The 25,236-nt window shown below is 63.6% G+C and carries 21 protein-coding genes and 2 tRNA genes; 17 read left to right on the forward strand and 6 right to left on the reverse strand.

All coding sequences use genetic code 11. The features are described from left to right. The 9 genes from JSV08_05415 to JSV08_05455 all read left to right on the forward strand — a co-directional run. A partial coding sequence (locus JSV08_05415) for a molybdopterin-binding protein (GenBank protein UCF79966.1) occupies window positions 1–1,207 on the forward strand: 1,207 nt, incomplete at its 5' end. Window positions 1,208–1,274: 67 nt separating this feature from the next. Next, window positions 1,275–1,886 carry a 4Fe-4S dicluster domain-containing protein gene (locus tag JSV08_05420; GenBank protein UCF81840.1) on the forward strand — a complete coding sequence of 204 codons (612 nt, stop codon included), beginning with the start codon at window positions 1,275–1,277 and terminating at the stop codon, window positions 1,884–1,886. 16 nt (window positions 1,887–1,902) lie between these two features. Then, window positions 1,903–2,877 (forward strand): polysulfide reductase NrfD, encoded by a 975-nt coding sequence (gene nrfD, locus JSV08_05425; protein UCF79967.1) that lies wholly within the window; start codon window positions 1,903–1,905, stop codon window positions 2,875–2,877. Window positions 2,878–2,938: 61 nt separating this feature from the next. Continuing rightward, a complete protein-coding gene (gene fdhD / locus JSV08_05430) occupies window positions 2,939–3,778 on the forward strand; it encodes a formate dehydrogenase accessory sulfurtransferase FdhD (protein ID UCF79968.1) in 840 nt (279 codons plus the stop codon). An 84-nt stretch (window positions 3,779–3,862) separates the two neighbouring features. After that, entirely contained in the window at window positions 3,863–4,597 is a 735-nt protein-coding gene (locus JSV08_05435) for a dephospho-CoA kinase (GenBank protein ID UCF79969.1), read from the forward strand. Next, window positions 4,594–5,982 (forward strand): TldD/PmbA family protein, encoded by a 1,389-nt coding sequence (locus tag JSV08_05440; protein ID UCF79970.1) that lies wholly within the window; start codon window positions 4,594–4,596, stop codon window positions 5,980–5,982. Before JSV08_05435 ends, JSV08_05440 begins: the two co-directional genes overlap by 4 nt. Window positions 5,983–6,041: 59 nt before the next feature. Continuing rightward, a tRNA-Ala gene (locus tag JSV08_05445) sits at window positions 6,042–6,117 on the forward strand. Window positions 6,118–6,148: 31 nt separating this feature from the next. Continuing rightward, a tRNA-Ile gene (locus tag JSV08_05450) sits at window positions 6,149–6,225 on the forward strand. 488 nt (window positions 6,226–6,713) lie between these two features. Then, window positions 6,714–7,217, forward strand: a complete 504-nt coding sequence (locus tag JSV08_05455) for a hypothetical protein (protein ID UCF79971.1) — start codon at window positions 6,714–6,716, stop codon at window positions 7,215–7,217. Between the two features lie 672 nt (window positions 7,218–7,889). On the opposite strand, the gene JSV08_05460 is transcribed toward JSV08_05455, so the two are convergent. The 4 genes from JSV08_05460 to JSV08_05475 are packed head-to-tail and all read right to left on the reverse strand — an operon-like array spanning window position 7,890 to window position 13,836. Continuing rightward, window positions 7,890–9,383 carry an alkaline phosphatase family protein gene (locus JSV08_05460; protein UCF79972.1) on the reverse strand — a complete coding sequence of 498 codons (1,494 nt, stop codon included), beginning with the start codon at window positions 9,381–9,383 and terminating at the stop codon, window positions 7,890–7,892. Further along, window positions 9,376–11,016 (reverse strand): hypothetical protein, encoded by a 1,641-nt coding sequence (locus JSV08_05465; GenBank protein ID UCF79973.1) that lies wholly within the window; start codon window positions 11,014–11,016, stop codon window positions 9,376–9,378. Before JSV08_05465 ends, JSV08_05460 begins: the two co-directional genes overlap by 8 nt. 49 nt (window positions 11,017–11,065) lie before the next feature. Continuing rightward, window positions 11,066–12,037 (reverse strand): glycosyltransferase family 2 protein, encoded by a 972-nt coding sequence (locus JSV08_05470; protein ID UCF79974.1) that lies wholly within the window; start codon window positions 12,035–12,037, stop codon window positions 11,066–11,068. Beyond that, window positions 12,034–13,836 (reverse strand): ABC transporter ATP-binding protein, encoded by a 1,803-nt coding sequence (locus tag JSV08_05475; protein UCF79975.1) that lies wholly within the window; start codon window positions 13,834–13,836, stop codon window positions 12,034–12,036. The genes JSV08_05470 and JSV08_05475 overlap by 4 nt, the downstream gene beginning before the upstream one ends. A 147-nt stretch (window positions 13,837–13,983) precedes the next feature. Between JSV08_05475 and JSV08_05480 the strand changes: the two genes are divergently transcribed. The 6 genes from JSV08_05480 (at window position 13,984) to JSV08_05505 (ending at window position 21,050) form a co-directional block, all read left to right on the forward strand. Continuing rightward, window positions 13,984–14,346 (forward strand): hypothetical protein, encoded by a 363-nt coding sequence (locus tag JSV08_05480; protein ID UCF79976.1) that lies wholly within the window; start codon window positions 13,984–13,986, stop codon window positions 14,344–14,346. A 145-nt stretch (window positions 14,347–14,491) separates the two neighbouring features. Then, window positions 14,492–15,796 carry a TolC family protein gene (locus JSV08_05485; protein UCF79977.1) on the forward strand — a complete coding sequence of 435 codons (1,305 nt, stop codon included), beginning with the start codon at window positions 14,492–14,494 and terminating at the stop codon, window positions 15,794–15,796. After that, a complete protein-coding gene (locus JSV08_05490) occupies window positions 15,786–15,992 on the forward strand; it encodes a hypothetical protein (GenBank protein ID UCF79978.1) in 207 nt (68 codons plus the stop codon). Before JSV08_05485 ends, JSV08_05490 begins: the two co-directional genes overlap by 11 nt. A gap of 30 nt (window positions 15,993–16,022) precedes the next feature. Further along, window positions 16,023–17,168 carry an efflux RND transporter periplasmic adaptor subunit gene (locus tag JSV08_05495; GenBank protein ID UCF79979.1) on the forward strand — a complete coding sequence of 382 codons (1,146 nt, stop codon included), beginning with the start codon at window positions 16,023–16,025 and terminating at the stop codon, window positions 17,166–17,168. A 13-nt stretch (window positions 17,169–17,181) separates the two neighbouring features. Next, entirely contained in the window at window positions 17,182–20,499 is a 3,318-nt protein-coding gene (locus tag JSV08_05500; protein UCF79980.1) for an efflux RND transporter permease subunit, read from the forward strand. Between the two features lie 38 nt (window positions 20,500–20,537). After that, the gene (locus tag JSV08_05505; GenBank protein UCF79981.1) at window positions 20,538–21,050 is read left to right on the forward strand and encodes a hypothetical protein; all 513 of its coding nucleotides are present in this window, start codon (window positions 20,538–20,540) and stop codon (window positions 21,048–21,050) included. A gap of 52 nt (window positions 21,051–21,102) precedes the next feature. Here JSV08_05505 and JSV08_05510 read toward each other — a convergent pair whose 3' ends face one another. Continuing rightward, on the reverse strand, window positions 21,103–21,756 hold the full coding sequence (locus JSV08_05510; protein ID UCF79982.1) for a radical SAM protein: 654 nt from the start codon (window positions 21,754–21,756) through the stop codon (window positions 21,103–21,105). 181 nt (window positions 21,757–21,937) lie between these two features. Between JSV08_05510 and JSV08_05515 the strand changes: the two genes are divergently transcribed. Beyond that, complete coding sequence (locus tag JSV08_05515; GenBank protein ID UCF79983.1) at window positions 21,938–23,098, forward strand: cysteine desulfurase; 1,161 nt, start codon at window positions 21,938–21,940, stop codon at window positions 23,096–23,098. Window positions 23,099–23,161: 63 nt separating this feature from the next. Further along, the gene (locus JSV08_05520; GenBank protein UCF79984.1) at window positions 23,162–23,725 is read left to right on the forward strand and encodes a hypothetical protein; all 564 of its coding nucleotides are present in this window, start codon (window positions 23,162–23,164) and stop codon (window positions 23,723–23,725) included. Window positions 23,726–23,773: 48 nt separating this feature from the next. Here JSV08_05520 and JSV08_05525 read toward each other — a convergent pair whose 3' ends face one another. Then, a complete protein-coding gene (locus tag JSV08_05525) occupies window positions 23,774–25,189 on the reverse strand; it encodes a DUF4340 domain-containing protein (GenBank protein UCF79985.1) in 1,416 nt (471 codons plus the stop codon). Between the last annotated feature and the right edge of the window lie 47 nt (window positions 25,190–25,236).

Below are 25,236 nucleotides of genomic sequence, written 5' to 3' on the forward strand. Positions count from 1 at the left end.
GATCTACAACGCGTTCACCATCACCAGCCCCCGGTGGTTCGAGATGCTTGAGCGGTTCAAGATACCGTACCGGCCGGACGTCATGATAAACTTCGGCTCCAATTCCGTGATGACGATGGGCAACGCGGAGGCGGTGACCGAGAATTTCCTCAAGAAGTTCAACTTCATCTTCTCCTTCCAGCTGTACGTCACGGAGTTCGAGGAGGCGGTGGCCGACATAGTGCTGCCCGACGCCTGCTTCCTCGAGCGCTACACGCCCGCGGTCAGCTTTCCCTCGACCTTCTCCCACCCGCAGGGCGAGGACGACTGGGGATGGTCGATCCGGCAGCCGGTCATCGAGCCGCTGTACGAGCACCGCGACTTCAACGTGGTCATGCTGGAGATCTGCAAGCGCCTCGGCATCCTGGGCAGGTACTACAAGGGGCTCAACGACTCGATCGGCATACGCTACGGCGGCGAGATGAGCGAGAAGTACAAGCTGGTGGAGGACGGCAGCGTCGAGCATTCCTGGGAGGACGTCTGCGACCGCCTGCTCAAGGATCGCTTCGGCGATGAGAACGGCCTCGAGCACGTCCGCGAGAAGGCCGTCTTCACCTGGCCCAAGAAGAAGGAGGATGTCTACTGGAAGTGGTTCAACCCCGCGCGGGTGCCGGTCTACTTCGAGTACTTCATCGACTCCGGCGAACAGATAGACAGGCTGTGGAACGAGTACGGCGGGAAGGATTTCTTCGATTTCGACTGGTCGCGCTTCAAGGCCCTCGCCGACTGGTATCCCTGTCCCGCCCACACCGAGACCGATCCCCAGTACGACATGGTCACCTTCTACTGGCGTGCGGTCATGCACTGCAACTCGATGACCCAGCAGAACCCCTATCTCGACGAGTGCTCGCAGGAGGACCCGTACGTCTACGCCATACAGATGCACCGGGAAACCGCCCGGCGGAAGGGCATCGCCGACGGCGACCGGGTCTGGCTGGAGAACACGCGGGGCCATCGCGTGAAGGGCCGGGTCGCCCTGACCGAGGGGATCGAGCCCCGGCACCTGGCGATCGCCGCCGTCGCCGGCCACTGGGGAAAGTACATGCCGGTCGCCAAGGGCAAGGGCACGTTCTTCAACGACTTGGTCGAGATGGATCTGGCACACACCGACCCGCTCACCTTCAACCAGGACATATGCGCCCACGTAAAGATCTACAAAGCGGATTGATGGACGGCCGGAGAACCAGCATGTCCGCGAATCGCTCCTATCGGAGATAGCCATGCCGCGCTACGGAATGGTCATAGATCTCAAGCGGTGCTACGGTTGTTACGCCTGCGTCATGGCCTGCAAGGTGGCGAACCACACCCCGCCGGGGGTTTTCTGGGCCCGGCTCCTCAAGGCCGAGGCGGGCACCTTTCCCAACGCCGTCCGGCAGGACCTGCCGGTTCTCTGCATGCAGTGCGAGGAGCCGTCGTGCCTGGAGGTGTGCCCCACCGGCGCCACCCTCAAGACGGACGACGGGATCGTCGTCGTGGAAAAGGACAAGTGCATGGGGTGCAAGTACTGCATCATGGCCTGCCCCTACGGGGCGCGGTACAGCGTGGAAAAGTGGGAGAGTTATTTCCCCGAGGGGCTGCCGCTGTCGGCCTACGAGGAATTCACCCGCCGAGCATGGGAGGAGAAATCGGGAGTCGGCGTCGCGACGAAGTGCGACTTCTGCCGGGACCGGATCTCAAACGGCGGCCTGCCTGCCTGCGTGGAGGTCTGCTCTGCACGGGCCCGCACGTTCGGCGACCTGGATGATCCGGACAGCGAGGTTTCGACCCTGGTCAAGCGGCATCGCGGCCAGGTGCTGAACCCGGAGCTCGGAAACAAGCCCAAAGTATACTACCTCGTCCCGAGATGACGGAGGGAGAAACGCTATGGATCCGAAAGTAGACGGTCAGTTGCAGAAGGAATGGGGCTGGCTGATCGCGGCCTACCTCTTCCTCGGCGGGGTCGGGGCCGGTGCCTACACGATCGCCGCCGTCAACGGGTTTCTCGGAGAGAGCCTGGAGGCGGCGACGACGGTGGGGCTGTGGATCGGCTTTCCGGCGCTCGCCGTCGGCTGCGCCTTCCTGCTGGCCGACCTGGGCTCGCCGAGCCGGGCCATCCTGGCTGGCCTCAAACCGAGAACCTCCTGGATCGCCCGGGGAACCTGGATCATCTCGGGCTTCATGGCGCTGGCCCTCCTGCACCTGGTTCTCAAGGTATTCACAAACGTCGACGGGTCGGCCGGCGGGCGCACGGCCATCAACCTCATCGCGATAGGAGGGATCGTCCTCGCCGTTCTGACGATGGCCTACACCGGCGTCCTGCTCAGCGCCTCCAAGGGGATTCCCTTCTGGCGATCCGGGGTGGTGCCGGTGGTCTTCGTTATCTCCGCCCTGGTGACCGGCCACTTCACCATCATGATAGGAATGTCCCTTCCGGGCGGCGGGGCCGCCCTTGAGCCGCTGCGGACGATGGCTCTGGAGGCGGCGGGACTGGTGGTCCTGGAGGTGCTGGCGATCGTCTTCTTCCTGCAGGCGGCTTTCCGGCAGCCCGACTCACGGGAGTCGGCGGAACGGATCCTGCGGAAACGGTCGTTCGTCATCGGGTACTTCATCCTGGGACTGGCCGCCCCGCTGGTGTTGATGCTGATAGCGTACCGCCGGATGGCCGGGGCGGACGCCGCCGGGATTCTTCCGGTCGTCGCCGCCGGCGCCCTGCTCGGCCTCGTGGGCGGGCTGATACTGCGGCAGGCGGTGCTGGTCTGCGGGACCCTGCCGACGCTGAACATCGCCGGCTTCGAGTTCCGGCGGATCGCCCGGCCCAAGGAACCGAAACCGGGCATCGGCCTTCTACCACCTCACTGACCCGGGCGGAACTATTCTTGATTCGGGAAATCGCATCTCCGGTTTGTTCGAGGACACTACAATGAACGGGCCTGAAAAACCCTCCGGCGCCGTGACCTACGTGGAGGCCCATCGCATCTCCACCGGCGGCGAGGATCGGGGACGGCGGAAGGAGCGCATCGGCGTGGCGCTGGAGGCCCCCCTGACGATCGACGTGGAGGGAGTGGGCACCTATACGGTTCTGGGCACCCCCGACGACAAACGGGCCTTGGCCCTCGGCTTCCTGTTCTCCGAAGGCTTAATCGACGGCCTCGCCGATGTCGGCGTTCTCCGAGAATGCGGGGAGGATCCCGACACCGTCCGCGTGCGACTCGCCGGCGAGCCTCCCCGGGAGGGGGAACGCGGCCGCAACCTCTTGATTGTCTCCTCCTGCGGCGCCTGCGGCAGCGAGGAGCTCCGGGCGCGGCTCGACGCGCTGCCGCCGATCGGCGACGCCTTCCGGATCGAGGGCAGGAAGCTGCGCTCGGTCTACGACTCCCTCCGGAAGAAGCAAACCCTGTTCGATGCGTGCGGCTGCACGCACGCTGCTGGGATCTTCGACGCGGAGGCGAACATCCTCTCCTGCGCCGAGGACATCGGCCGCCACAACGCGCTCGACAAGGCGATCGGCAAGTGCCTGCTTGAGGGCATTCCCACCGCCGGCCGCGGGGCGGCGCTGTCGGGACGGGTCAGCTTGGAGATGATAGCCAAGTGCGTCCGGGCCGGGATAGAGCTGATAACCGCCGTCTCCGCGCCCACGGCGCTTGCGATCGACGTCGCCTCAAGGTGCAACGTCACCCTGTGCGCCTTCGTGCGCGAGACCCGTGCGACCGTCTTCACCCATCCCGGACGCGTCGTCACGGAACCGCCCCCCGGGGCCTGAGTTCCGCGGGCTTTCCAGGCGAATATTCCAGCACCTCCTGGCTTGGATTTTACGTGTTATTGGCCTAAATCGGATGTGGCACCTATGGTACCCGTTTGCTCCGTGCGGGAAGCGCCGCTACCATGGATTTCCATGTGCAAGCGCGCACCTTCGCTTCGCCTGCCTTCGGGCATCGTGACCGTGGGAGTTACGGGAGGCATCGCCTCCGGCCAGAGCACGGTGGCCCGGATGCTGCGGCGGCTCGGCGCGTCGAAGCGCCCCGCGTCAACGGGGGCGGTGCATCTCGTGGAGGCCGACTCGATAGCCCGCGAGGTCACCGCGCGCGGGCAAGCGGGATGGAGGCGCGTCGTGAAGGCGTTCGGGCGGGGCGTTCTCGCGCCCGGCGGCGAACTGGACCGCGGGCGACTGGCCGAGATAATTTTCGAAAAGCCCGCCGCGCGCAGGAAATTGGAGTCGATTCTTCACCCGCTAATCATCGAGCGCGAGCGGCGGATGCTGCGCCGGTGGGCGCGGGAGGGAAAGCGTGGCCTCTTCGTCGTGGGCGCGGCGCTACTGGTCGAGGCCGGCTTGCACGCCCGGTACGACGTCGTGGTGGTCGTGTATGCGCCGCAGGCCGTGCGCATACGGCGCCTGCGCGAGCGCGACGGACTTCGCCGGAGCGAGGCCCTCGCACGCGTCCGCGCCCAGATGCCGCTTCGCAAGAAGCGGCGCTACGCCGACTTCGTCGTGGACAACTCCGGGGGCCTCGGCGCGACGCGGAGACAGGTGCTGCGGTTGTACGGTTCACTCACCCGGCTGACGGGAAAAATTTCAAAATGACGACGCTTTCCCCCGGCGAGGTCCGGCGAATCCTCGACGAGGCGCTCTCCCTCGGCGGGACGTTCGCGGAGCTTTTCCACGAAAACTCGTTCCACACGCAGCTCGCGCTCGAGGACGGCTCCATCGAGCGCGTTTCCTCGGGCCAGACGGGCGGCGCTGGGCTCCGCGTCGAGCGGCGGGAGACGGTTCACTTCGCCTCGACGAACGAAGCCTCACTGGAGGCGCTTGCGGCCCTCGCCCGGAGCGTGGCCCGGGGCGTCGGCGCGAAGCGGGAAAATTCCTGCCCGGACTTCGCGCGGCGCAGCCTCGCCTCGCCCTCGCCGGTCGAGGTGCAGCCGGGGGAAATTTCTCTCGAAGCCAAGGCCGGGGTCGTGCGCGAGGCTGAGCGCGGCGCCCGCGAGCGCGACGCCCGCGTCCGCCAGGTGCGCGCCACCTACCTCGACCATGCGCAGGACGTCCTCGTCGCGAACTCCGACGGGGTCTGGGACACCGACCGCCGCGTCCGCACGACGCTCTTCGTCGAGGCCGTCGCGCGCGACGAACAGCGAATGTTCACGGGCTTCCAGTCGGCGGGCGGGACGGTCGGGTTCGAGCTATTTAAGCAAGAGTCCCCCTTCGAGGTGGGCCGCGAGGCGGCGCGCATCGCCGTTCTTCAGCTCGAGGCGGCACCCGCGCCCGCGGGCGAGATGGCCGTGGTGCTCGGGGCCTCCGCTGGAGGCGTCATGATTCACGAGGCCTGCGGCCACGGCCTCGAGGGCGACCTCGTCATGTCGGGCGTCTCCATCTACGCCGGCCGCGTGGGGGAGCGGGTCGCCTCGCCGCTCGTCACGGTCGTGGACGACGGCGCCATGCCCAACGCCCGGGGCACCGAGAAAATGGACGACGAGGGCGCTGCGACGAGGAAGGTCGTCCTCATCGAGCGCGGTGCGCTGAAGGGCTTCCTGCACAGCCTCAAGACGGCGCGGGCGCTCTCGATGCCACTCACGGGGAACGGCCGCCGCCAGAGTTTCCGCCACCTCCCCATCCCGCGCATGCGCAACACCTACGTGGCACGGGGCGAAACCCATCCCCGGGACATCGTCGCGTCCGTGAAGGACGGGCTCTACGTGGCGAAGATGGGCGGCGGGCAGGTGGACGTCGTGAGCGGCCACTTCGTATTCCACGTGAGCGAAGGCTATCTCGTCCGCGACGGCCGCCTCGACCGTCCCGTCCGCGGCGCGACGCTCACGGGGTGCGGGCCGGATGTTCTGAAAAGCGTCGACATGGTGGGAAGCGACTTCGGCTTCGGCATCGGCACCTGCGGCAAGGACGGCCAGTGGGTGCCCGTCTCGAACGCACAGCCGACGCTGCGCATTCCCAAGATGGTGGTGGGCGGCGTCGCTTAAGCGAGCCTGTCCCGTTCCGCCGGGATTTGCTATACTGAGCCTTGCCGCGCGCGGAATGCGGGGCTGTAGCTCAGTTGGGAGAGCACCTGCCTTGCACGCAGGGGGTCGGCGGTTCGAGCCCGCTCAGCTCCACCATCGCTTGTGTGCTAACATGGACGCGCGTCGCGGGCCTGTAGCTCAGGTGGTTAGAGCGTACGCCTGATAAGCGTAAGGTCGACAGTTCGAGTCTGTCCAGGCCCACCACTCAACGGGGTGGGGGAGGCGCCCAGTTCGTAGACGCGGGTAGGCCCTATGCTTTGGACTTCCATGATGAAGGAGTAGTGTGAGTCCAGATGCCTCCGCAGAGGCTCATAGGGGGCTACCACCGTGGGGGTGAGCACGAAATAAAGGGGACGGTCGGGAAATTGCCCCCTGGCCTTTTGATGAAACTCTTCCACTTGTTCGACGGTTTCCAGGGAGCGCACGAAGGGGCGGTGGACGTAGTAGGCGATCACGGGCAGGTGGCTCGACATTCCGACGACGGCGTCATCGGGAAGCGCCGAGCCGATCTTCGCCGTCTCCCCGTAATGCCCCGGACGCTGGATTTCCTTTCTTAGGCAGTCGGCGACGCTCCCCAGAACGAACAGGGCCGCCAGGACGACGGCCAGTTTTCGCCGCGTCCACGACAGGCGCCATACTAACACCGCGAGCAGCACCGCGACGCCGGGAATATAGTCCACGCCCGTGAAGTGGTGCGTGACGACGTTCTGCATGAAAATCAGCGCAAACGGGACCGACGAAAGCAACAGGGCAAGGCCGAACAGGAAAGCGCGGCGGAATTTTTTCTCCCGTGCGCCGGCTTTGAGAGATGGCAATTTCCAGATTCGATACAGGGTGACGGCAAGGAGGGCAAGAAAAACCATCAGCCCGATTACGCCTCGGAATCCCACGAACGTGCGCGAGAGCCGATTAATAATTGTTCCGAGGTAGGTCAACAAGTTCCAGTCCGGGACCATGCCCAACACGAGCTCTTCGCGCGCGAACGTGAGACCGGGCAGTTCCGTGTTCGATATTCGCCATACCACGGCCGCCGTGATGTCAATCAGGGTGTTCTTGAGTCCGAAATGCCACGCGTTTCTGGCAAGCACCAATCCCACGCCCGCCGCGTGGCCGCCCATGAGCCACAGAAGCTGCCGCTTGGGCCATGGAATGCCGACGAGTATGGCGAAAAGCCAGAAAAAGGCTTGGGAATATAGAGCGTAGGCCGTAATCAGAACGAACTGGCACTGTAGCACGAGCAGTATGCCGACGCCCCACCACGCCCACGTCCGGCAGTCGGGACGTCGAACGGAATACATCCACAGGGAGAGCGGGGCGAAGACAAAGAAGAGCACCTGCGAATACCATGCGACGCTGTCGGCATGCGCGTACAAGGGGCTGGAGAACGCGAGTAGTGACGCGGCCAAAAGGGCCAGCCACCGGTTCCCGGTCGCCTGGGCGACGAGCCAGAAGAAACAAACGACCCCCAGCGCGTATACGCACGCCGCCCACATGCGAAATCCCGCAAGGGAATGCATTCCGAGCACCCGCAACACCTTCCCCACGGCGAAGTGAAGCACGTAGCCGTGAAGGTAAGGATATTCTTTGCCCAGGGGGGCTTCCTCGAGAGGCCCTATTTGAAGAAGGGGCACCGCCCGTGTTTTGATGAGGCCGTCCTTCTCGAAGCGCTCACCCGCCAGGAGCCACTCGGGGTCCTGGAAGCGCCCCGCGCCGTATTCCCGAAGCGGCTCGTCGGCCTTGCGTGCCACCATGGCCAGCATAATCAGCAGCACGACCGTGAGGCCGAGCCATGGCCACGTGCGCGGATTCTTCGGCGCCGCGCCCGCCGTTGGAGAGTTGCTCATGTCCGCACGGTATAGTTCTTTCCGTTAGTTAAGGTAGCCCAGCGATTCGAGCTGCTTTTGAATTTCCTCGTCCACAACGGGCGGGAGCGCCGCGTGCGGTACGTACCGCTCGCCTTTCTCGTATGTATCCACGTAGGCGATTGAGTCGGGGGGCAGGGCGTCGGAACAAAAAGCTTCATGCAGCACCCTCCCGTCGAGGTCGCGGGCCACGGGAAGGCCGAGGCTGGCCATGAGCGTGGGCAGTATGTCGTAAATAGTAGCCGAGCTAAGGCGCTCGCCCCGTCGGACGCCGGGCCCCTCGATCACCACGATGCCAGGAGGGGCTTCGTCGTGATAGCCGGTGCGCTCGCAGTTGTGCTCCGGTTCAAATCCGTGGTCCGACAGCACCAGCACGCCGGTGCCGGGGTCGCGCAACTCGAGAAACCGCCCCAGCCACTCGTCGGCGTACTCGTAGAAAGCCTTTACCGTGTTTCGATGTTTGCGCCTTTCCCCCGAGAGCGCATTGGAAACGTCCTTCGGCCAGTTCAGCAGGGCGGACGGCTCCGGCTCATGGAAAAACAGGAAATAATGCGCGGCCCAATCCATGCCTTGAAAGTGCAGGGCCATGACGTCGGGCTCGATGCGCGGCAAGAAACGCCGGGCGACGTCGGCGTGGAACGTGTCGTACAGGTAGGCCCTGCGCAGGAATTCCCGCCTCGTGGCCTCTCCGCATGCGGCGTCCTTCGAAGGCGGGACGTCGCTTTCTTGAGGCTCCATTATTGCAAAGCGGGCCAGCTCCTCCGGCGTCGCGTCTTCCATCGGGCGCTGCATGGAAAGAACTTCTTTAAGAAATTCATAAGGATGTATCAAACCGCGGGAAAACCCTTCTTCCACCTCGGTTCTCTTTTGAAGCGTTCGCACCATGTGCTGGTGCACGAGATAGCTGGAAACCATGAGCCCCTCGACCTCTTCGGCGGGGTAGGTGTTGTGGTAGCCGACCATCATCACCTGCCTGCCGTGCTCTGACAGAAGATTCCAAAGCGCCCTCACGTTTCGGTCCGCGTTGGAATAGAGCTGGCGCGTGGTGTTCACAATCTTCTGAATGCGGGTGCGCGGCTTCGCAAACGCCAGAATGCCGTGCCGCCGGGGCGATACGCCGGTCGCGACGCTCGTCCATAACACGGGGGACAGAGAGGGTTGAATCGTGTAGAGGTTCCCGTACGCTCCCTTCTGCATCAGCTGGGACAGATGGGGCAGCTTTCCATCCTCGAGAAGCGGAAGCACGATATCCCAATCGGCGCCGTCCCAGCAAAACACCATCCACTTTTGCGGCAAATCCTCGCAGGGCGGCCCGGGGGGCTCGGCGTCTGCCCGCTCCGGTGCGGTCGGCTCCCATGCGTCCAAAGCCGTGGGACGGACGACGGGAAGATACATGCGGGGTGCGGGCCGGCGAAAGCGGTCGTACAGGGCGATCCACACTACGGCTGCGGCCAGAAGGAGAACGGCGACGCTTGCGGCGAATCGCATCTGGTTAGACACGGGGAGCCTCCGTTCGGGGCGGCGGTTCGGCGGCAAGCCGCTCGCAATCCAGGCGGTAGACTTCCACGGCTTCGTAGGTCCAAAGCAGCCGGTGCTCCGATTCGCTTAGAGCTTTCCGGAGCGCCACCGTTTCCGGCCGCCCTTTGAACAGAACGAAATACATGGGATGCTCGCCGCCCCAGGTGCGCCGGGCCTCTTCGCAGACGTTGAGCAGGCGCTCCATTGTCGGAATCGTTTCCGTGTAGTACGTGCGCCCGTCGGGCACGCTCGCCACTGCGGCGTAGGGGCGGTTGACATACCGTATAAGAGTTGGGTTGATCCAGGAATAAATACACACGGCGTTTCTGGGGAGCGTCTCGGCGAGGGCGCGCTCTTCCTGGAAGGGGGGTGTGTGTCTCGCTTCCTTCCGCAGCATTCGCACCGGCGTGCAGGCCAGCATAATTATACCCAGCATGGCCGCGGCCGTCCTGGCGAGTTTCTTTTCCGACGCCGCGCTCCGCTTCCATCCTTTCCAGAACCACCAGGCGGCGAGCAGGCAGAATGCCGGCGCGAAATTGCGAAGATGGAACCCATGCGTGAAAATTTCCTCCTGGAACGCCGCGGCGTAGAGCAGGGCGGGAACGAAAAGGGCCAGCGCCAGAAGACGCACCCGGCAGGCGTAATCGGGCGTTGCGGGGAATTTTCCGGACAGCCGCCGTGCCATTCCCGCGGCCGCGCCTGCCGCCGCGAGCGGAACGCCGAAATCGCGTATCATTCGTTTCGCCAGGGCCGAAAGAAGCGTCCCTATCGCGAAATGGGATTCCTTCATGGTGCTGTAGGGGCCAGCTTCCCATTCGAACATCCTCCACACGACCACTCCGACAATGTCCCACAACGCATCGTGCCAGCCCAGAAGCCATGCGTTCCTGGCAAGAATCAGCGCCGTGGCCGCGGCGGGTGCGGACAGCAGAAGGGAAAATTTTCTCCATGACCATTTTTTGCGAAATGCAATCACATAGCTCCAAAAGAACAACTGGGAATAAATTGCGTACGTGTGTTGCGTGTAGAGCATCTGAAGCACAAGGAGGAGCCAAAGCAGCGGCCAGCCCCACTTTCCCGCTTGCGGGCAATTTTCCAAATGGAGCCACAGCGCAAGCGGCGCGAAGAGGAAAATGGGAACGTAGGAATGGAAGGTCAGGCTGTCGCCGTAAAGGTACATCGTGGGAGTCCATGCGCAGAGCCACGTGGCGAGGAGGGCGACCGGCGCGGAGACGGCCATGCGCAAAAACACGAAGAAGGCGACGACGCCCAAGGCGTAGACCGCCGAGCCGAGCCAGCGGAACGGCGCGATATCCTGCATTCCAAGCCGCCGGAGCAGTCCGTGCGTGAGAAAGGAAAGAGGCTGGGAGTGCACGTAATAGACGCGATACGCTGGGGGAGTTGCTTCGAGCGGGGAGATTTGAAGGTAGGGCGCGAGGCGGTGTTTAAGGAACCCGTCGCGGGCGAAGTGCTCGCCGGCAGTAAGCGCGAGGGCCTCGTCCCAGCCCGCGCCGTAATCCCGCAAGGGCTCGTCCGCCTTGCGCGCCATGGCAAAAAACACCAAGACCGCAATGCCTATGGCCGCGAGAGAGGCGCGTTTTTCCAAGGCCCTCATGGGTCGCAACGTGGAAGCGGCGAGTCTGCTTGCTTGCTGGCGTGGTGCATCAGGTGCGCCTTCGTTCCCAGTTCCTCCATGTGCCGTAGGACGAGGGGAAGAGATAGCTCCACGCGAGGTAGAGATAGGCGCGCAAAAAGAAAGGATAAGCGCGGATGGATTGGCGGAGCACCCGCCGCGCCTCGTGCAGGTTCCGTCGATTCTCCGCACATTGGGCCAATCGCTCGCGTCCGAGGCGCAGCTTCTCTTTTCCCACGGCACGTCGGTAAATCAAGGGATGCTCGCGGACAAACTCCGGGTGCTCGCGCTTGAGTTTTTCGAGAATGCGAAGCCAGTGCTCGGCGTTTACGCCGCGGTCACCGCTCAGGTGGCCTTCGTGGACGCGGCGCCGGACTAGCGGCTCGGGGTGCAGAACCATCGGCACGTGGAACGAGTAGCGTATCCACATCTCGCAGTCCACGGCCGAGCGCATGCTCTCGTCGAAGCCTCCCAGGGCGTCGAGCCATTTTCTCCGCACCACGGGCGGGCGGCCGCAGCCCACGCCCGTGTCCTTTGAGACCATGCTCTCGGGAGTGAAGAAAAGGCCGGGCGAGCGCTTCGTGTGGACGCGTTTCAAGAGATTGCCCTGCTCGTCCATCTCGCGCTCCGCGACGAACACCGCGCCCATGTCCGGGTGTTTCTCAAAGGTTCTGAGGACCCCCTCGATCATCCGGGGCTCCCAGCAGTCGTCCGAGTCCAGAAACGCGACGAACTCCCCGCGCGCCTCGCGTATGCCCCGGTTCCGGGCCGCGGCGAGGCCGCGGTTTTCTTGCCGCACGTAGCGAATGCGCTCCATGTAGGGCTGAAGGACGGTTTGAGTGTTGTCCGTAGAGCCGTCGTCCACGACGATTGCTTCGTAATCTTTGAAAGTTTGAGCGAAGACGCTTTCCAGCGCTTCCGCGACGTAGCGGGCACGGTTGTACGTGGGGATGACGACGCTAACACGAGGAGCGGGCAGGCGGCGCTGCGGAGAAACGCTCATGCATTCGCGGCCTCTTTCATGAACTGCAGTTCATAAAGCTCCCGGTAGAGAGGACAGCTTTTCAGAAGACTCTCATGGGTTCCCTGGGCTACCACCCGCCCCCGGTCCATCACCACGATGCGGCCGGCGCGGAGCACCGTGGCGAGGCGGTGGGCGATGACGAAGGCCGTCCGCCCTTCCAGAAGCCGCTCGAGGGCCTGCCGGATGGCGGCCTCGCTTCGGGCGTCGAGGTCGCTCGTGGCTTCGTCCAGAATCAAGATGTCGGGATTCTTCAGAAGTGCCCGCGCGATGGCGAGGCGCTGCCGCTCGCCTCCCGAAAGCAGGTGCCCGTTTTCCCCGATCATGGTCTCGTAACCTTGCGGCAGCTCCGCGGCGAATTCGTGGACGTTGGCGTGGCGCGCCGCGGCCTCGACCTCGTGCGGGGCCGCGTCCCGGCGCCCATAGCGGATGTTGTTCGCGACCGTGTCGTCAAACAACTGGGTCTCCTGGGGAACGATGGCGATGCGGCCGCGAAGCGACGCAAGCGTGCAGTCACGGATGTCGTGCCCGTCGATCTCGATGGAGCCTTCCGTGACGTCGTAGAAGCGGGGCAGGAGATTGACGAGGGTGGTCTTTCCGGCGCCGCTCGGGCCGACGAGCGCGATCGCCTCGCCGGAGGCCACGGAGAAAGATACGTCGCACAGGGCCCGTGTTTCCGCTCCTTCGTATTGGAAGTCGGCGTGTTTGAACTCGATGCTCCGTTTAACGCCTTCGAGTTCGACGGCTCCGGGGCGCTCCCGCACGCTCGGCACGGAGTCCATCATCGTGAACAAGCGCCGTGCCGAGGCCAGCCCCGTCTGAATTTGGTTGTTGGCGTTGCTGAGATGCTTGAGCGGGGTGTAGATGCTGAACATGGAGGCCAGGAACGCGGCGAGATCCCCCGTCGAGAGCGCCCCGCTGGAAATCTTCATGTGTCCTATCCAGATGAGCCCCGCCGCCAGAAGCCCTCCGCCGAATTCCATCAGCGGCGACGATATGGACTGCACGCGCGTGGCGCGCACGGCCAGCCGGCGCAGGCGGGTGTTCATATTCTGGAAGCGTTCCACTTCGTAGGTCTCCATTAGAAAAACCTTGACGATGCGTACCGCCGCCAGAACCTCCTGGAGGAGCATCGTGAGGCCCGAGAGCTGCTCGAGGGTTCGGCGGCTTGTCTTTTTGAGGCGCTTTCCCATCCGGTAGATGAGCGCAAAGGCCACCGGCCCTCCCAGGGAAACCGCCAGGGCAAGCGCCCAATCGTAGTAGAGCATCACGCCGAACAGCACCAAGATAGTAAGGAACTGCTGCAACAGGGAGATGAGATTGCCCGTGACGGCTACCTGGACTTGGTTGGCGTCGTTGATCAGGTGGCTGATCAGGTTGCCCGTGGGGTACCGGTGGTGGAAGGAGAGCGACTGGGTCTGGTAGGTTCGATACAGGTCGTTGCGGACGTCTTCGACGACGTGCTGTCCGGCGCGCCCCATGAGGTAGCTCGAAAAGTACGCGAACAGGCTTTTGAGAAAGGCCAGGGCCACGAAGGCCGACAGGATATAGACGAGGTTGGAGCGAACGTCCTCGGCCACTCCCAGGCCTAGGCGGTTGAGCATCTCGGCAAATTTGGTCGATGTTTCACCCCTCGAAACAAGGAGGTCGTCGAAGATGAATTTCACGATGGCCATGTAGGCGCCGGTGCACATCGACACGCCCACCATGCTGGCGATGGCCAGGGCCACGCGCTTTCGGTAGGGTTTCACGTAGCGGAGCAGTCGGCGGAGATCGTTCATGAGACTTTCGTTGAATGTCCCTGTTTGGCTATATAGAAAGACCATTTTACCATACCCGCCTGCAACAAGGCCGGTGGGAAGCTGTCGGCCTGCCTGAAAATTCGCAATTTCCGGAACCATGTGCTATGCTCAGACATTGGAGGCTGTATGGGAGCCAAAACCTTAGCGCTGGGACTCATTGGGCTGACGGCAGGCATCTATTTTACGCCGCTTTGCACCAATCTGGAGATGCTGGTCGTAAACAGCAAGCTGGGCACCTGCATGTGCTCCATGGAGGCCTGTTGCGAGGCCGAGGCGCCAGAGACCAATTGCTGCGAGCTGACCACCCTGGTGCTAGAGCGGCGCGACGCCGTCTCGACCGAGGCGCCCGTGCTCCCTCCGCTTGCGCTCGCGAGCCTGGAATTCCCCGTCCTGAGCGCCGAAGTTCGCCCCGCCGCGAACGTTCCGGCTCCCCTCTTCCAGGCGGGCGACCTTTCCCCTCCTCCCCTTTCTTCTCCCCTTCGATTGTGATTTCCGATCCTTCGTGCGCCCCCGACGGCGGTGTGGCTGTCTTTATGTTAAAATAAACTAAGGTGCACGAAGGATTTCTCTTTCATGGGTCCGCACGTGCGGATTCCCCTGAGCTGGAATTAACAATTGGCAAGGAGTGATTTTTATGAGAAAACGGATCGTTTTGACAACGTGGCTTGCGTGCGCCGTCCCGCTCTTTGGCGGGTCGACCGGAGAGGCGTCTCCGCCTGCCCCGGCGGACCGGGGGCCGGTGCTCGACGACCTCGTCGAGGAGGCGCTACGCAACAACCCGGATTTGCGGCGCCTCGCGGCCGAGCTCGACGCGCTCGAAGCCGTGCCGCCTCGGGCGGGGGCGCTGCCCGATCCCCTGTTGATCGCACACGTTCGCAACGTCTCGTTCGACGACTTCACCCTCGGCGAGGAAGAAATGACCATAGCCGGAGTTCACGTGTCCCAGAAGTTCCCTTCGCCGGGCACGCGCTCCCTCCGGTCAGAGGTGGCGCGAATCGAGATGGAGCAGGCGCAGCTGCGCTACGAGGCCGAGCGCCTTCGCGTCGAGATGCAGGTGCGGACGCTCGTCTTCGACCTTTTGTATCTCGACCGGGCGGAGACCGTTCTGCTTGAAAGCAAAGCGTACCTGCAAAGCATGACCGAGGCCGTGAACGCCCAGTACGCCACGGGGCGCGGCATCCAGCAGCATGCGTTCCGCGCCGAGGTGGCGCTTTCAGAGATCGGGGAAGAGATCTTCGCGATTCGGCAGGAGCAAGAGTCCGCGACGGCCCTTCTCAATCGAACGCTCGGACGCTCGCCGTTCATGCCCCTCGGGCGGCTGGAAACTCTCGGGGAAAGCGCGCTCTCGTATTCCCTGGAAGAGCTGGAACGCCTCACCGAGAGCTACTCGCCCGCCATTGCCGCGGCACGCCTCGGTGTGGAACGAGGGGACGCTGCGCTTCGGCTCGCCAAGCGGGAACGGCGGCCCGATTTTGTCATCCAGGGCGGCTACTGGAATCGCGGCGGGCTGGAGCCACTGTGGGAAGCTTTCATCGGCGTCGAAGTGCCGCTCTACGCACGGAACAAACAGCGCCGGCAAATTGTGGAGTCCGGGGCCCGCCTGGGAGCGAGCGAAGACGCGCTCGAAGCCAAGCGACTCGAGGTGTTTTACGAAATCCGCGACGCCTACGAGCGGCTACGGCGCGCCGAGGAGACGCGCAACCTTTACCGCGACGCCCTGATTCCCCAGGCCCGCGCGTCGCTTCGCTCTTCGGAGAGCGCCTACGCCGTCGGCCAGGTGGACTTCGACGCCTATCTCGAAGATTTCCTCGCGCTCCTTCGCGCCGAGTTGAACGAGATGCGCGAATGGACGGATTACGAAAAACAAATCGCGCGCCTCAAAGCGCTCGTCGGCGTTTCGGTGTCGCAGCCAAAGGTGGAGGATCGCCATGACGGGTAAGAAAATTTTTCCGCTTTTTGTTCTGGCACTTGCGCTGGGAGCGGCGGCGCTCTCGGTGACGGCCTGCAAGGGCTCGCGGACCGCCGAACAGAGCACTCTCTACCACTGCCCGATGCACCCGACATACACCTCCGACCGTCCCGGGGAGTGCCCCATCTGCGGCATGGACATCGTGGAGGTGGAGCAAGAGCAGTAAGAAGGGGAAGCCCCACTGTACCACTGCCCGATGCACCCGACCTACATGTCGAACCAGCCCGGGGCGTGCCCCATCTGCGGCATGGACATCGTGGAGGTGGAGGAAGAAGGGCACGGGGGGCACGAGGACGACGCGTCCACACCCGAAGGGTACGCCACGGTGAAGCTCAGCCCCGAACGCCAGCAGCTCATCGGCGTCCGCACGGCGGCGGTGGAGCGGCGCGCCCTTACGAAAAAGCTCCGCACCGTGGGCGTCGTTCAATTCGACGAGGATCGCATCTACCACACGCACCTTAAAGTCAACGGCTGGATCGAGGAGGCGTTCGTCACCTACGAGGGACAGAAGCTGTACAGGGGACAACCCCTGTTCACCCTATACAGTCCCGAGCTGTTCGCCACGGAGCAGGAGTTTGTCCTGGCGCTTGAGACTGTGCGGAAAATCGGCAAAGGCGAGCAGAGCGAGGCCGCGCTGGGCGCGCAGGCCATTCTTGAAGCCGCGCGACAGCGCCTCCAGTTGTGGGACATCGAGCCGCGCGAGATCGAGCGCCTCGAGAGTACGCGCAAGCCGCAGCGGGCGGTGACGTTCCATTCCTACATGGACGGCTTCGTCGAACGCATCACCATGCGCCACGGCATGTACGTCACGCCAGAAATGGAGCTGTTCTCCCTTGCCGACCTCTCGTGGGTGTGGGTCGAGGCGGCCGTCTACGAATACGAGCTCGGCCTGATAAAAGAAGGTCAGAATGCGTGGCTTACGCTCTCGTACTTTCCAGGGCGGCGTTTCTACGGCAAGGTCATCTACATCTACCCCACGCTGGACGCCAAAACGCGCACGGCGCGGGTGCGGTTCGAATTTGAAAATCCGGAGTTTCATCTCAAGCCCGACATGTACGCCAACGTGAACATGGAAATTCCGCTGGGCAGGGCGCTCTCCGTACCGCGGGACGTCGTCCTGGACACGGGCACGCGCAAGATCGTGTTTGTGGCCCTGGGCGACGGGAGATTCGAGCCGCGCGATATCACCGTAGGCCGCGAGGCCGAGGGATACTACGAAGTGCTCGGCGGGCTTCGTGAAGGCGACGAGGTGGTCACGAACGCCAACTTCATGATTGACTCCGAGTCGCGCATCAAGGCCGCTCTCGACCAGATGACGGCCGGCGGACACGAGGGGCACTAGAGGAGGTCGTGCCATGATCGAGCGCGTCATCGAGTTCTGCGCGCGCAACCGCTTCATCGTGATCCTGTGCGTGGCGGCGGCGGCCGTCTACGCCGCCTGGAGCCTCGAGCAGATCCCACTCGACGCCATCCCCGACCTCTCCGACACGCAGGTCATCGTCTACTCCAAGTGGCCGGGACGAAGCCCCGACATCATGGAGGACCAGGTGACCTATCCCCTGGTGACGGCGCTCCTCGGCGCCCCCCGCGTCAAGGACATCCGAGGGTTCTCGGACTTTGGATTCTCTTACGTCTACGTCCTGTTCGAGGACGGCACGGACATCTACTGGGCGCGGAGCCGGGTGCTGGAATATCTCTCCAAGATTATTCCAAGCCTTCCCGAGGGCGTTCAAACAGAATTGGGTCCCGACGCCACGGGCGTCGGGTGGGTGTTCGAATACGCCCTCGTGGACCGAAGCGGAACGAACGACCTTTCCGAGCTGCGCTCCTTCCAGGACTGGTACCTGCGCTACTATCTCCAGGGCGTCGAAGGCGTGGCCGAGGTGGCGACCTTCGGCGGCTTCGTGCGGCAGTATCAGGTCACGATTGATCCGAACCTGCTGCTGGCGCACAACCTTTCCGTCACCGACGTGGGGCGCAGGATTCGCGCGAGCAACAACGAGGTGGGCGGCCGCCTCCTGGAGTTTGCCGGCACGGAGTACATGGTGCGCGGGCGCGGCTACATCCAGAGCATCGAGGACCTCGAGCAAATCGTCATCCGCGCCAACCCGCAGGGCGTGCCCCTCCTTTTGAGGGACATCGCCAGGGTTCAGCTCGGCCCCGACATCCGGCGCGGCGTGGCCGACCTCGACGGCGAGGGCGACGTCGTGGGCGGCATCATCGTGATGCGCTACGGCGAGAACGCCCTGACGGTCATCGAGCGCGTCGAGGCGCGCATCGAGGAACTGCGCGAGCAGAAGGCGTTCCCCGAAGGCGTCGAGCTCGTCGTGACCTACGACCGCTCGGAGCTCATCAAGAAATCCATCGCCACGCTCACGAGGACGCTGGAGCACGAAATGATCGTGGTCGCCGTCGTGATTTTCCTCTTCCTGCTTCACGCGCCCTCGTCATTCGTCCCCGTCCTGACGCTCCCCGTGGCCGTGCTGCTTTCGTTCATTCCGATGCTGTGGATGGGCGTGGGAAGCAACATCATGTCGCTCGGAGGCATCGCCGTGGCCATCGGCGCGATGGTGGACGCCGCCATCGTGCTCGTCGAAAACACGCACAAAAAGATCGAAGCCTGGCGCGCCGAAGGAGGCGGCAAGGGCGACTACCGGGAGGTCATCATCGAAGCCGCCAAGGAAGTGGGAAGGCCGGCGTTCTTCGCGTTGCTTGTCATCGCCGTGGCGTTTATCCCAATCTTCGCCCTTGAAGAACAGGAGGGCCGGCTCTTCAAGCCGCTCGCCTACACCAAGAACCTCGCCATGCTCATGGCGGCCATCCTGGCGGTTACGCTTTCGCCGGCCGTGCTGCTCGCGGTCACCCGCCTCAAGCGCTTCGCCTTCCGCCCGAGGTTCCTCGCCGCCGTCGCCAACGCGGTGGTGGTGGGAAAAATCTGGAGCGAAGAAAAGCATCCCGTGAGCCGCCTCCTGCACCGCCTGTACGAGCCCGTCGTCAATTTCGTCCTGCGCTGGCCCAAGGTTGTTATTCTGCTTGCCGCGCTTGCCGTGCTCTGCACGGTGCCCGCCTATCTCCAGCTCGGGAAGGAGTTCATGCCGCCGCTCAACGAGGGGAGCATACTCTACATGCCGACGACCCTTCCCGGGATCTCCGTGACGGAGGCCATGCAGATCCTGCAGACGCAGGACAAAATTTTCCGCGGGTTTCCCGAGGTGGAGCGCGTGTTCGGAAAGATCGGCCGCGCGGACACTTCGACCGATCCGGCACCCTTCGCCATGGTCGAGACCACGGTTCTTCTGAAGCCCCCGAACGAATGGCGCAAAAAGGAACGCTGGTACTCCTCGTGGGCGCCGGAGTGGGCTCAAGCCGCGCTTCGCCCCGTATGGCCCGACCGCATCTCGTGGGACGACCTGGTGAACGAGCTGGACAGGGCCATGCGCTTCCCGGGCTGGACGAACGCCTGGACGATGCCCATCAAGGCGCGCATCGACATGCTCACGACGGGCGTCCGCACTCCGGTGGGAATCAAAATTATGGGCTCCGACCTGGAGGAGCTAGAGCGCATCGGCGAGCAGGTTGAAGCCGCGCTCCATGACGTGCCGGGCACGCGGAGCGTCTTCGCCGAGCGCGTGGCCGGCGGCTACTTCTTCGACTTCGACCCGCGCCGCGAGGAGCTCGCGCGCTACGGCCTCACCATAGACGACGTCCACGACGTCGTCATGGGCGCCATCGGCGGCCAGAACGTCACCACGACCATCGAGGGGCGCGAACGCTACCCAGTGAACATCCGCTACCCGCGCGAGCTGCGCGACGACCTCGCCCGCCTGGAGCGCGTCCTCGTGAACACGCCGTCGGGGGCAAACGTTCCCCTCGCGCAGCTAGCCGACCTTCGCTACACGACGGGGCCGGGCATGATACGAAACGAAAACGGCATGCTCGCCTCCTACGTCTACGTGGACCTCGACATGGCGAAGCGCGACGTGGGCTCCTACGTGGCCGACGCCAAGCGCGCCGTGAACGAGCGCGTGGACCTGCCCGAGGGCTACTTCCTGCGCTGGAGCGGGCAGTACGAGTCCATGGAGCGCGTGAGGGAAAAACTCCTTCTCGTCGTGCCGATTACGCTCTTTATCATCTTCATGCTCCTCTTCTTCAACACGCGCTCCGTGGCGAAGACGCTCATCGTTCTCCTCGCCATTCCCTTCTCGGCCATCGGGGCGATCTGGCTTCTCTACGCCCTCGGTTACAACCTTTCCATCGGCGTTTGGGTGGGTCTCATCGCCCTCCTCGGGCTCGACGCGGAGACGGGCGTCTTCATGCTGGTCTACCTGGACCTGGCCTACGACGAGAGGAAGCGCAAGGGCAGGATGCGCACGCTCGCCGACCTCAAGGACGCCATCCACCACGGCGCCGTCCAGCGCGTGCGCCCCAAGGTCATGACCGTGGCGACGACGTTCACGGGCCTCCTGCCGCTGATGTGGAGCACGGGCACGGGCGCGGACCTGATGAAGCGCATCGCCGCGCCGATGGTGGGCGGCCTCTTTACTTCGTTCCTCATGGAACTCGCCGTGTATCCCGCCGTTTACCTTTTATGGAAGTGGCACGGCGAGGTCAAGCATAGCCCGCGTTCTCCGGCGGAGGACGGCAAGGGAGCCCCCGCCTTGGACGGCGATTAATGGACAGCCATTCACTCAATAAGGAAGGAGAAACGAACATGAAGCTGCGAACCAAACTCACCGTGGCGGTGCTCGCGCTGGGGGTTGCCGCACTGGGGCTGGCGCTGACCGTCTCTTGCGCCTCCGCCCAGGAGGAGGCAAAGGCCGCGGACGAAAAGCCGCAGGCAAAGGACTACCCGCTCGACACGTGTGTCGTAAGCGGCAAGAAGCTCGGCTCGATGGGCGAGCCCGTGGACTACGACCACGACGGCCGCCTCGTGCGCTTCTGCTGCAAGGGCTGCATCAAGAGGTTCCAGGCGGAGCCCGAGGAATATCTCAAAAAGCTCGACGCGGCCTCCTTCGCCAAGCAGAAAGAGGACTACCCGCTCGACACGTGTGTCGTAAGCGGCATGAAGCTCGGCTCGATGGGCGAGCCCGTGGACTACGTCCACGACGACCGCCTCGTGCGCTTCTGCTGCAGCGGCTGCATCGGGGGATTCCGCAAGAACCCGGAAGAATTCCTCGAAAAAATAGACGCAGCGGCCAAGGCGAAGGCGGAGGAGAAAAAGTAGAGCGGAGCTTCCGGCGGTTTCGGGGAACCCTCGCGGCGTGCGGGGATTATCCCTACGCGCCGCGGCGCTCGCCCCAGAGAATCTTGTGGAGCTGCGGCTGGAAGCGCACCGGAAGGCGGTCCTCAAGAATCCATTCGGCCAGCACCGCGGGCGCCATCCGTCCCCAGACGGGCGCGAAGAGCACGGGGCAGCGCTCCGCGAGGCGCAGGGCCCGCGTCTTGGCGCGCGCCCACTCGTAATCGCCGCGGTCGGCGATGACGAATTTGACCTCGTCCCTTTCTCCAAGGAGCTCCAGGTTGGCGTAAACGTTTCGCTCGCACTCGCCGCTTGAGGGGCATTTGAGGTCCACGATTTTAATGACCTCGCGCGGAAGCGGCGAAACGTCGCGCGCCCCGCTCGTCTCGACCATCACGTCGTAGCCCTCGCTCAGGAGGCGGCGCATCAGCGGCACCATCGCGCGGTGCTGGAGCATGGGCTCGCCACCCGTGAACTCCACGAGGCGGCACGGGTGGCGGCGCACCTCGCCGTGCACGTCGGCCAGGGTCATCTGCCGGCCTTCGTAGAAGGCGTATTCCGTGTCGCACCAGACGCAGCGGAGGTCGCAGCCCGTCAGGCGCACGAAGACGCACGGCCGGCCGGCGCGCGTGGTTTCGCCCTGGAGGCTGAAAAAAATTTCGTTGATCCGAAGCCGGAGTGGTTTTGCCATCAGGAATTTCTTTTCGCGAACAAGCGCTTCCCTCTCCAGTGTAATGTTTCATGAACGGCTTGACAAACCCGTGCCCCCTCCGGTCTTTTGGAAACCCGGAGCTTTGATTTTTCGTCCGTGCCTGCGCTATCCTAAGACAGAAGCGATGCATCGCAGCACGCATCCCCTTTGGTGAGCACTCATGAAACGCGTCTACCTCGACCATAACGCCACGTGTCCCGTCGACCCGCGCGTCCGCGACGCCGTCGCGCCGTTCCTCGAGGGTGACTTCGGGAACCCCTCGAGCGTCCACCGCTTCGGCCAGGCCGTGAGGGCCGCGGTGGAGCGGGCGCGCGAGCAGGTGGCGCGGCTTCTGAACGCCGACGTGGACGAGATCGTCTTCACGAGCGGCGGCACCGAGTCGGACAACCTGGCGCTCCACGGCGCCGTGCGCGCCCTGCGCCAAAAGGCGGAGCGCCCCCACGTCATCACGAGCGCCATCGAGCATCCCGCCGTCGCGGACACGGCCGAGGCGCTCAAGGACACAGGTTGCGACGTCACTTACCTTCCCGTGACGCGGGAAGGCCTCGTGACCCCGGATGTCCTGCGCCAGGCCCTTCGCAAGGAGACGGTGCTCGTGAGCGTGATGCTCACAAACAACGAGATAGGCGTCATCGAGCCCGTCGAGGAGCTCGTGCCCGTCGCGCACGACGCCGGCGCGCTCTTTCACTGCGACGCCGTGCAGGCCGTGGGAAAGATTCCCGTGGACGTCAGGGCGCTCGGCGCGGATCTGGTTTCCGTCTCGGGGCACAAGTTCTACGCCCTGAAGGGCGCGGGCGCGCTCTACGTCAAGCGCGACACCCCAATGGAGTGCTTCGTCACGGGCGGCCACCAGGAGGAGGGCCGCCGCGGCGGCACGGAGAACGTCGTGGGCATCGTGGGCATGGGGCGCGCTGCGGAGCTCGCCCGGACGGAATTCCTTCAGGCCGCGCCGCATGTGGCGGCCCTGCGCGACAAGCTGGAGAAAGGCATCCTCGAAAAAATCCCGAACGTGCAGGTGAACGGCTCGCGCGAGCGCCGCGTCTCGAACACCCTAAACGTCTCGTTCAAGGGCGTGGACGGCGAGGCCGTGCTCATCAGCCTGGACCTGAAAGGCGTCGCGGTCTCGACGGGCTCCGCGTGCTCCTCGGGCTCGGTCGATCCCTCGCCCGTGCTCGAATCCCTCGGCATCTCCAAGGAGGACAACAAGGCGAGCATCCGCTTCAGCCTCGGCGTCGGCACCACCGAGGAGGATATCGAGTACGTGCTGAAGGTGCTTCCCAGCGTGGTGAAGGAAATTAGGAAAATCTCGATGGTGGCGTGAGGCGATGATTGTGCTGAAGCGCAACATTGCTCTCTTTCTACTTTCCATACAGAACGGTCTGCAATGAGCGGAACAATCCCGCATTTTAACTATAGAAACGCCATTCAGGAAGACGGACGGCTACATTTAAAAGAAAGGTTCTTCTTAAGGCTTGGAAGTCTTTTATTGATTGGATTTTCTCTCTTCATGCTGTGGGTAACATGGATGTTTTTTCAAGGAAAGAGCTTTGAGGCAGGTGGGCCGATTATGGCACTATCACAATATGATTGGCGTTGGTGGCTATGGGTTTTTCTTTGGTTTCTTATGATAGCAGTAGGATTCTTTGCCTTTGCGAACCACAGAGTGTTCACTATAGACCGCAAAGAAGAAATTGTCTTCCTGGGCCGCCGACTTGCTTTTAATCAACAGATTCACTTCGAAAACATAGAGAAAGTGTGGGTCTCAAGCACGTTGGCTGGGAGTTACAATCGGCTGCTGTGGGCTGTCGCCATCCATACGGGAAAACAAGAGATCTCTATTGACACCTTCTATAATCTTGAAGACGCCAAGAAATTTGCAAAATTGATTGCAAGATATCTTAGCAAACCAGTTGAATCCGAAGAAAACAGCGAATCGGCAGATACCTAATTTAGAATCCCTGCCGTCTTGGTGTTACCCCTCCCCTTTCCTCTTCCCCTAGTGCTTCATCAGCTCTTCCGACAGCTTCTCGTGCTCGGGCGTGGGCTCGAGAAGATACGCGTAGGGTTTGAGGAGAATCTCCAGGGAGGACTCTTCCACGACGAGTAGCGTGTCGTCCCACCCCTCGACGCGGGCGTAGACGCGGCCATCCTCCGGGCCGCGCCCGAAGGACGCGGACTCGGAGCGCTCGTCGCTTCCGGCTCGCAATTGGAGAAACGGCTCGTCGAGGCCGAGGGGCGCCTCGTCCTCGGGCACGGGGGAAAACCCCGACGCCCTCAAGTGGGTGATTGTCGAAATAACGTCGTCGGCCTGCATGCGGTCGGGGTCTTTCTCGCCCTCGGGCTCGAGAACGCGCCACGTCCAGTCCTCTTTCGCGAGGACGTAGGAGCCTTCGGGATTCTTCACCTCCACGCGGGAAACTTCCCACTTGGGGAGCGTGAAGAGGCGCTTGCGGCGCAGCGCGTCGAAGGAAACGTCGAGTTTTTCCCAGCTCGGGCTTTCGATTTCCAGGAGCGCCTGGTCCCAGTCGCGCAGCGCGTAGAGCTTGTCGTCCTCCTTGCCAAACAAGACGTCCGTCGTACGCTCGCCCTCACCGCGTTTTTCGACGAGCTCGACGTCGAGGTACGGCGCGCCCAGGCCGTGGGCCCTGCGTTCGGTGCCCGCGGCATGCTCGGAGACGACGGAAGACGCGCTCATGTGTTCGAGGGCGTAGAGGAAATCGTCCACGGCCTCCTTTTCGGCGGGCGATGCCTGCGGCTCCACGAGGCGCCACGCGTTGTCGCGCTTTTCGAGCGCGAGCGATTCCTCCGGGCGGCGCACGGCCATGCGCAGGAGGTGCATGGCGTCGAAGTTAACGGCGCGGCGGTCGCGGAAGTGAAAAGTATCCTTCAGGAGGGATTCTTTTACGGACCGGTCGATGAGAAAAACGCCGCCCTGGTGGTCGGCGCGTGCGTAGGCGGCGGCCTCCACTGGCGCGTCAGCACCGACGCTGAGCCCCAGGCTCCGCCCGTCGCGCATCTCGATCTCCACGCGCACCTCGGGGTTCGCGAGCCCGAATTGCGCGAAGTCCACGGACTCCAGGTCGTGCTGCTTGCGCAGGTCCTCGAGTTCGCGCAGGAGGTCCTCGACGCGCACCTTGTCGGCGTAGGTTTCGAGAGGATTCTTCAAGCGCCACTCCCAGAGTTTATCCCTGGCTTCGGGTGCCTCCGCGTCGAGCCGCTCGAATTCCAAAGATTCTCCCTCAAGGCGCTTCAGGGCGACGCGGGCGACGTCGTCGCGCACGAGCGAGAAGACGCTCTTCTCCTCCTTCTCGCGCTCCTTCTTTGCCTTCTGCCCGGGGAACTCCACGAGGAAGAGGTAGGCCACGAGGCCCGCGAGAATCAGGATGGCTACGAGCGCGCCGCGGAATTTCATGAGGCTTCCATTATATAACACGCCCCGGCCCCGCAGGGTTCCACGGC

The sequence above is a fragment of the Acidobacteriota bacterium genome, assembly GCA_020349885.1.
In the GTDB taxonomy this organism is placed as follows: domain Bacteria; phylum Acidobacteriota.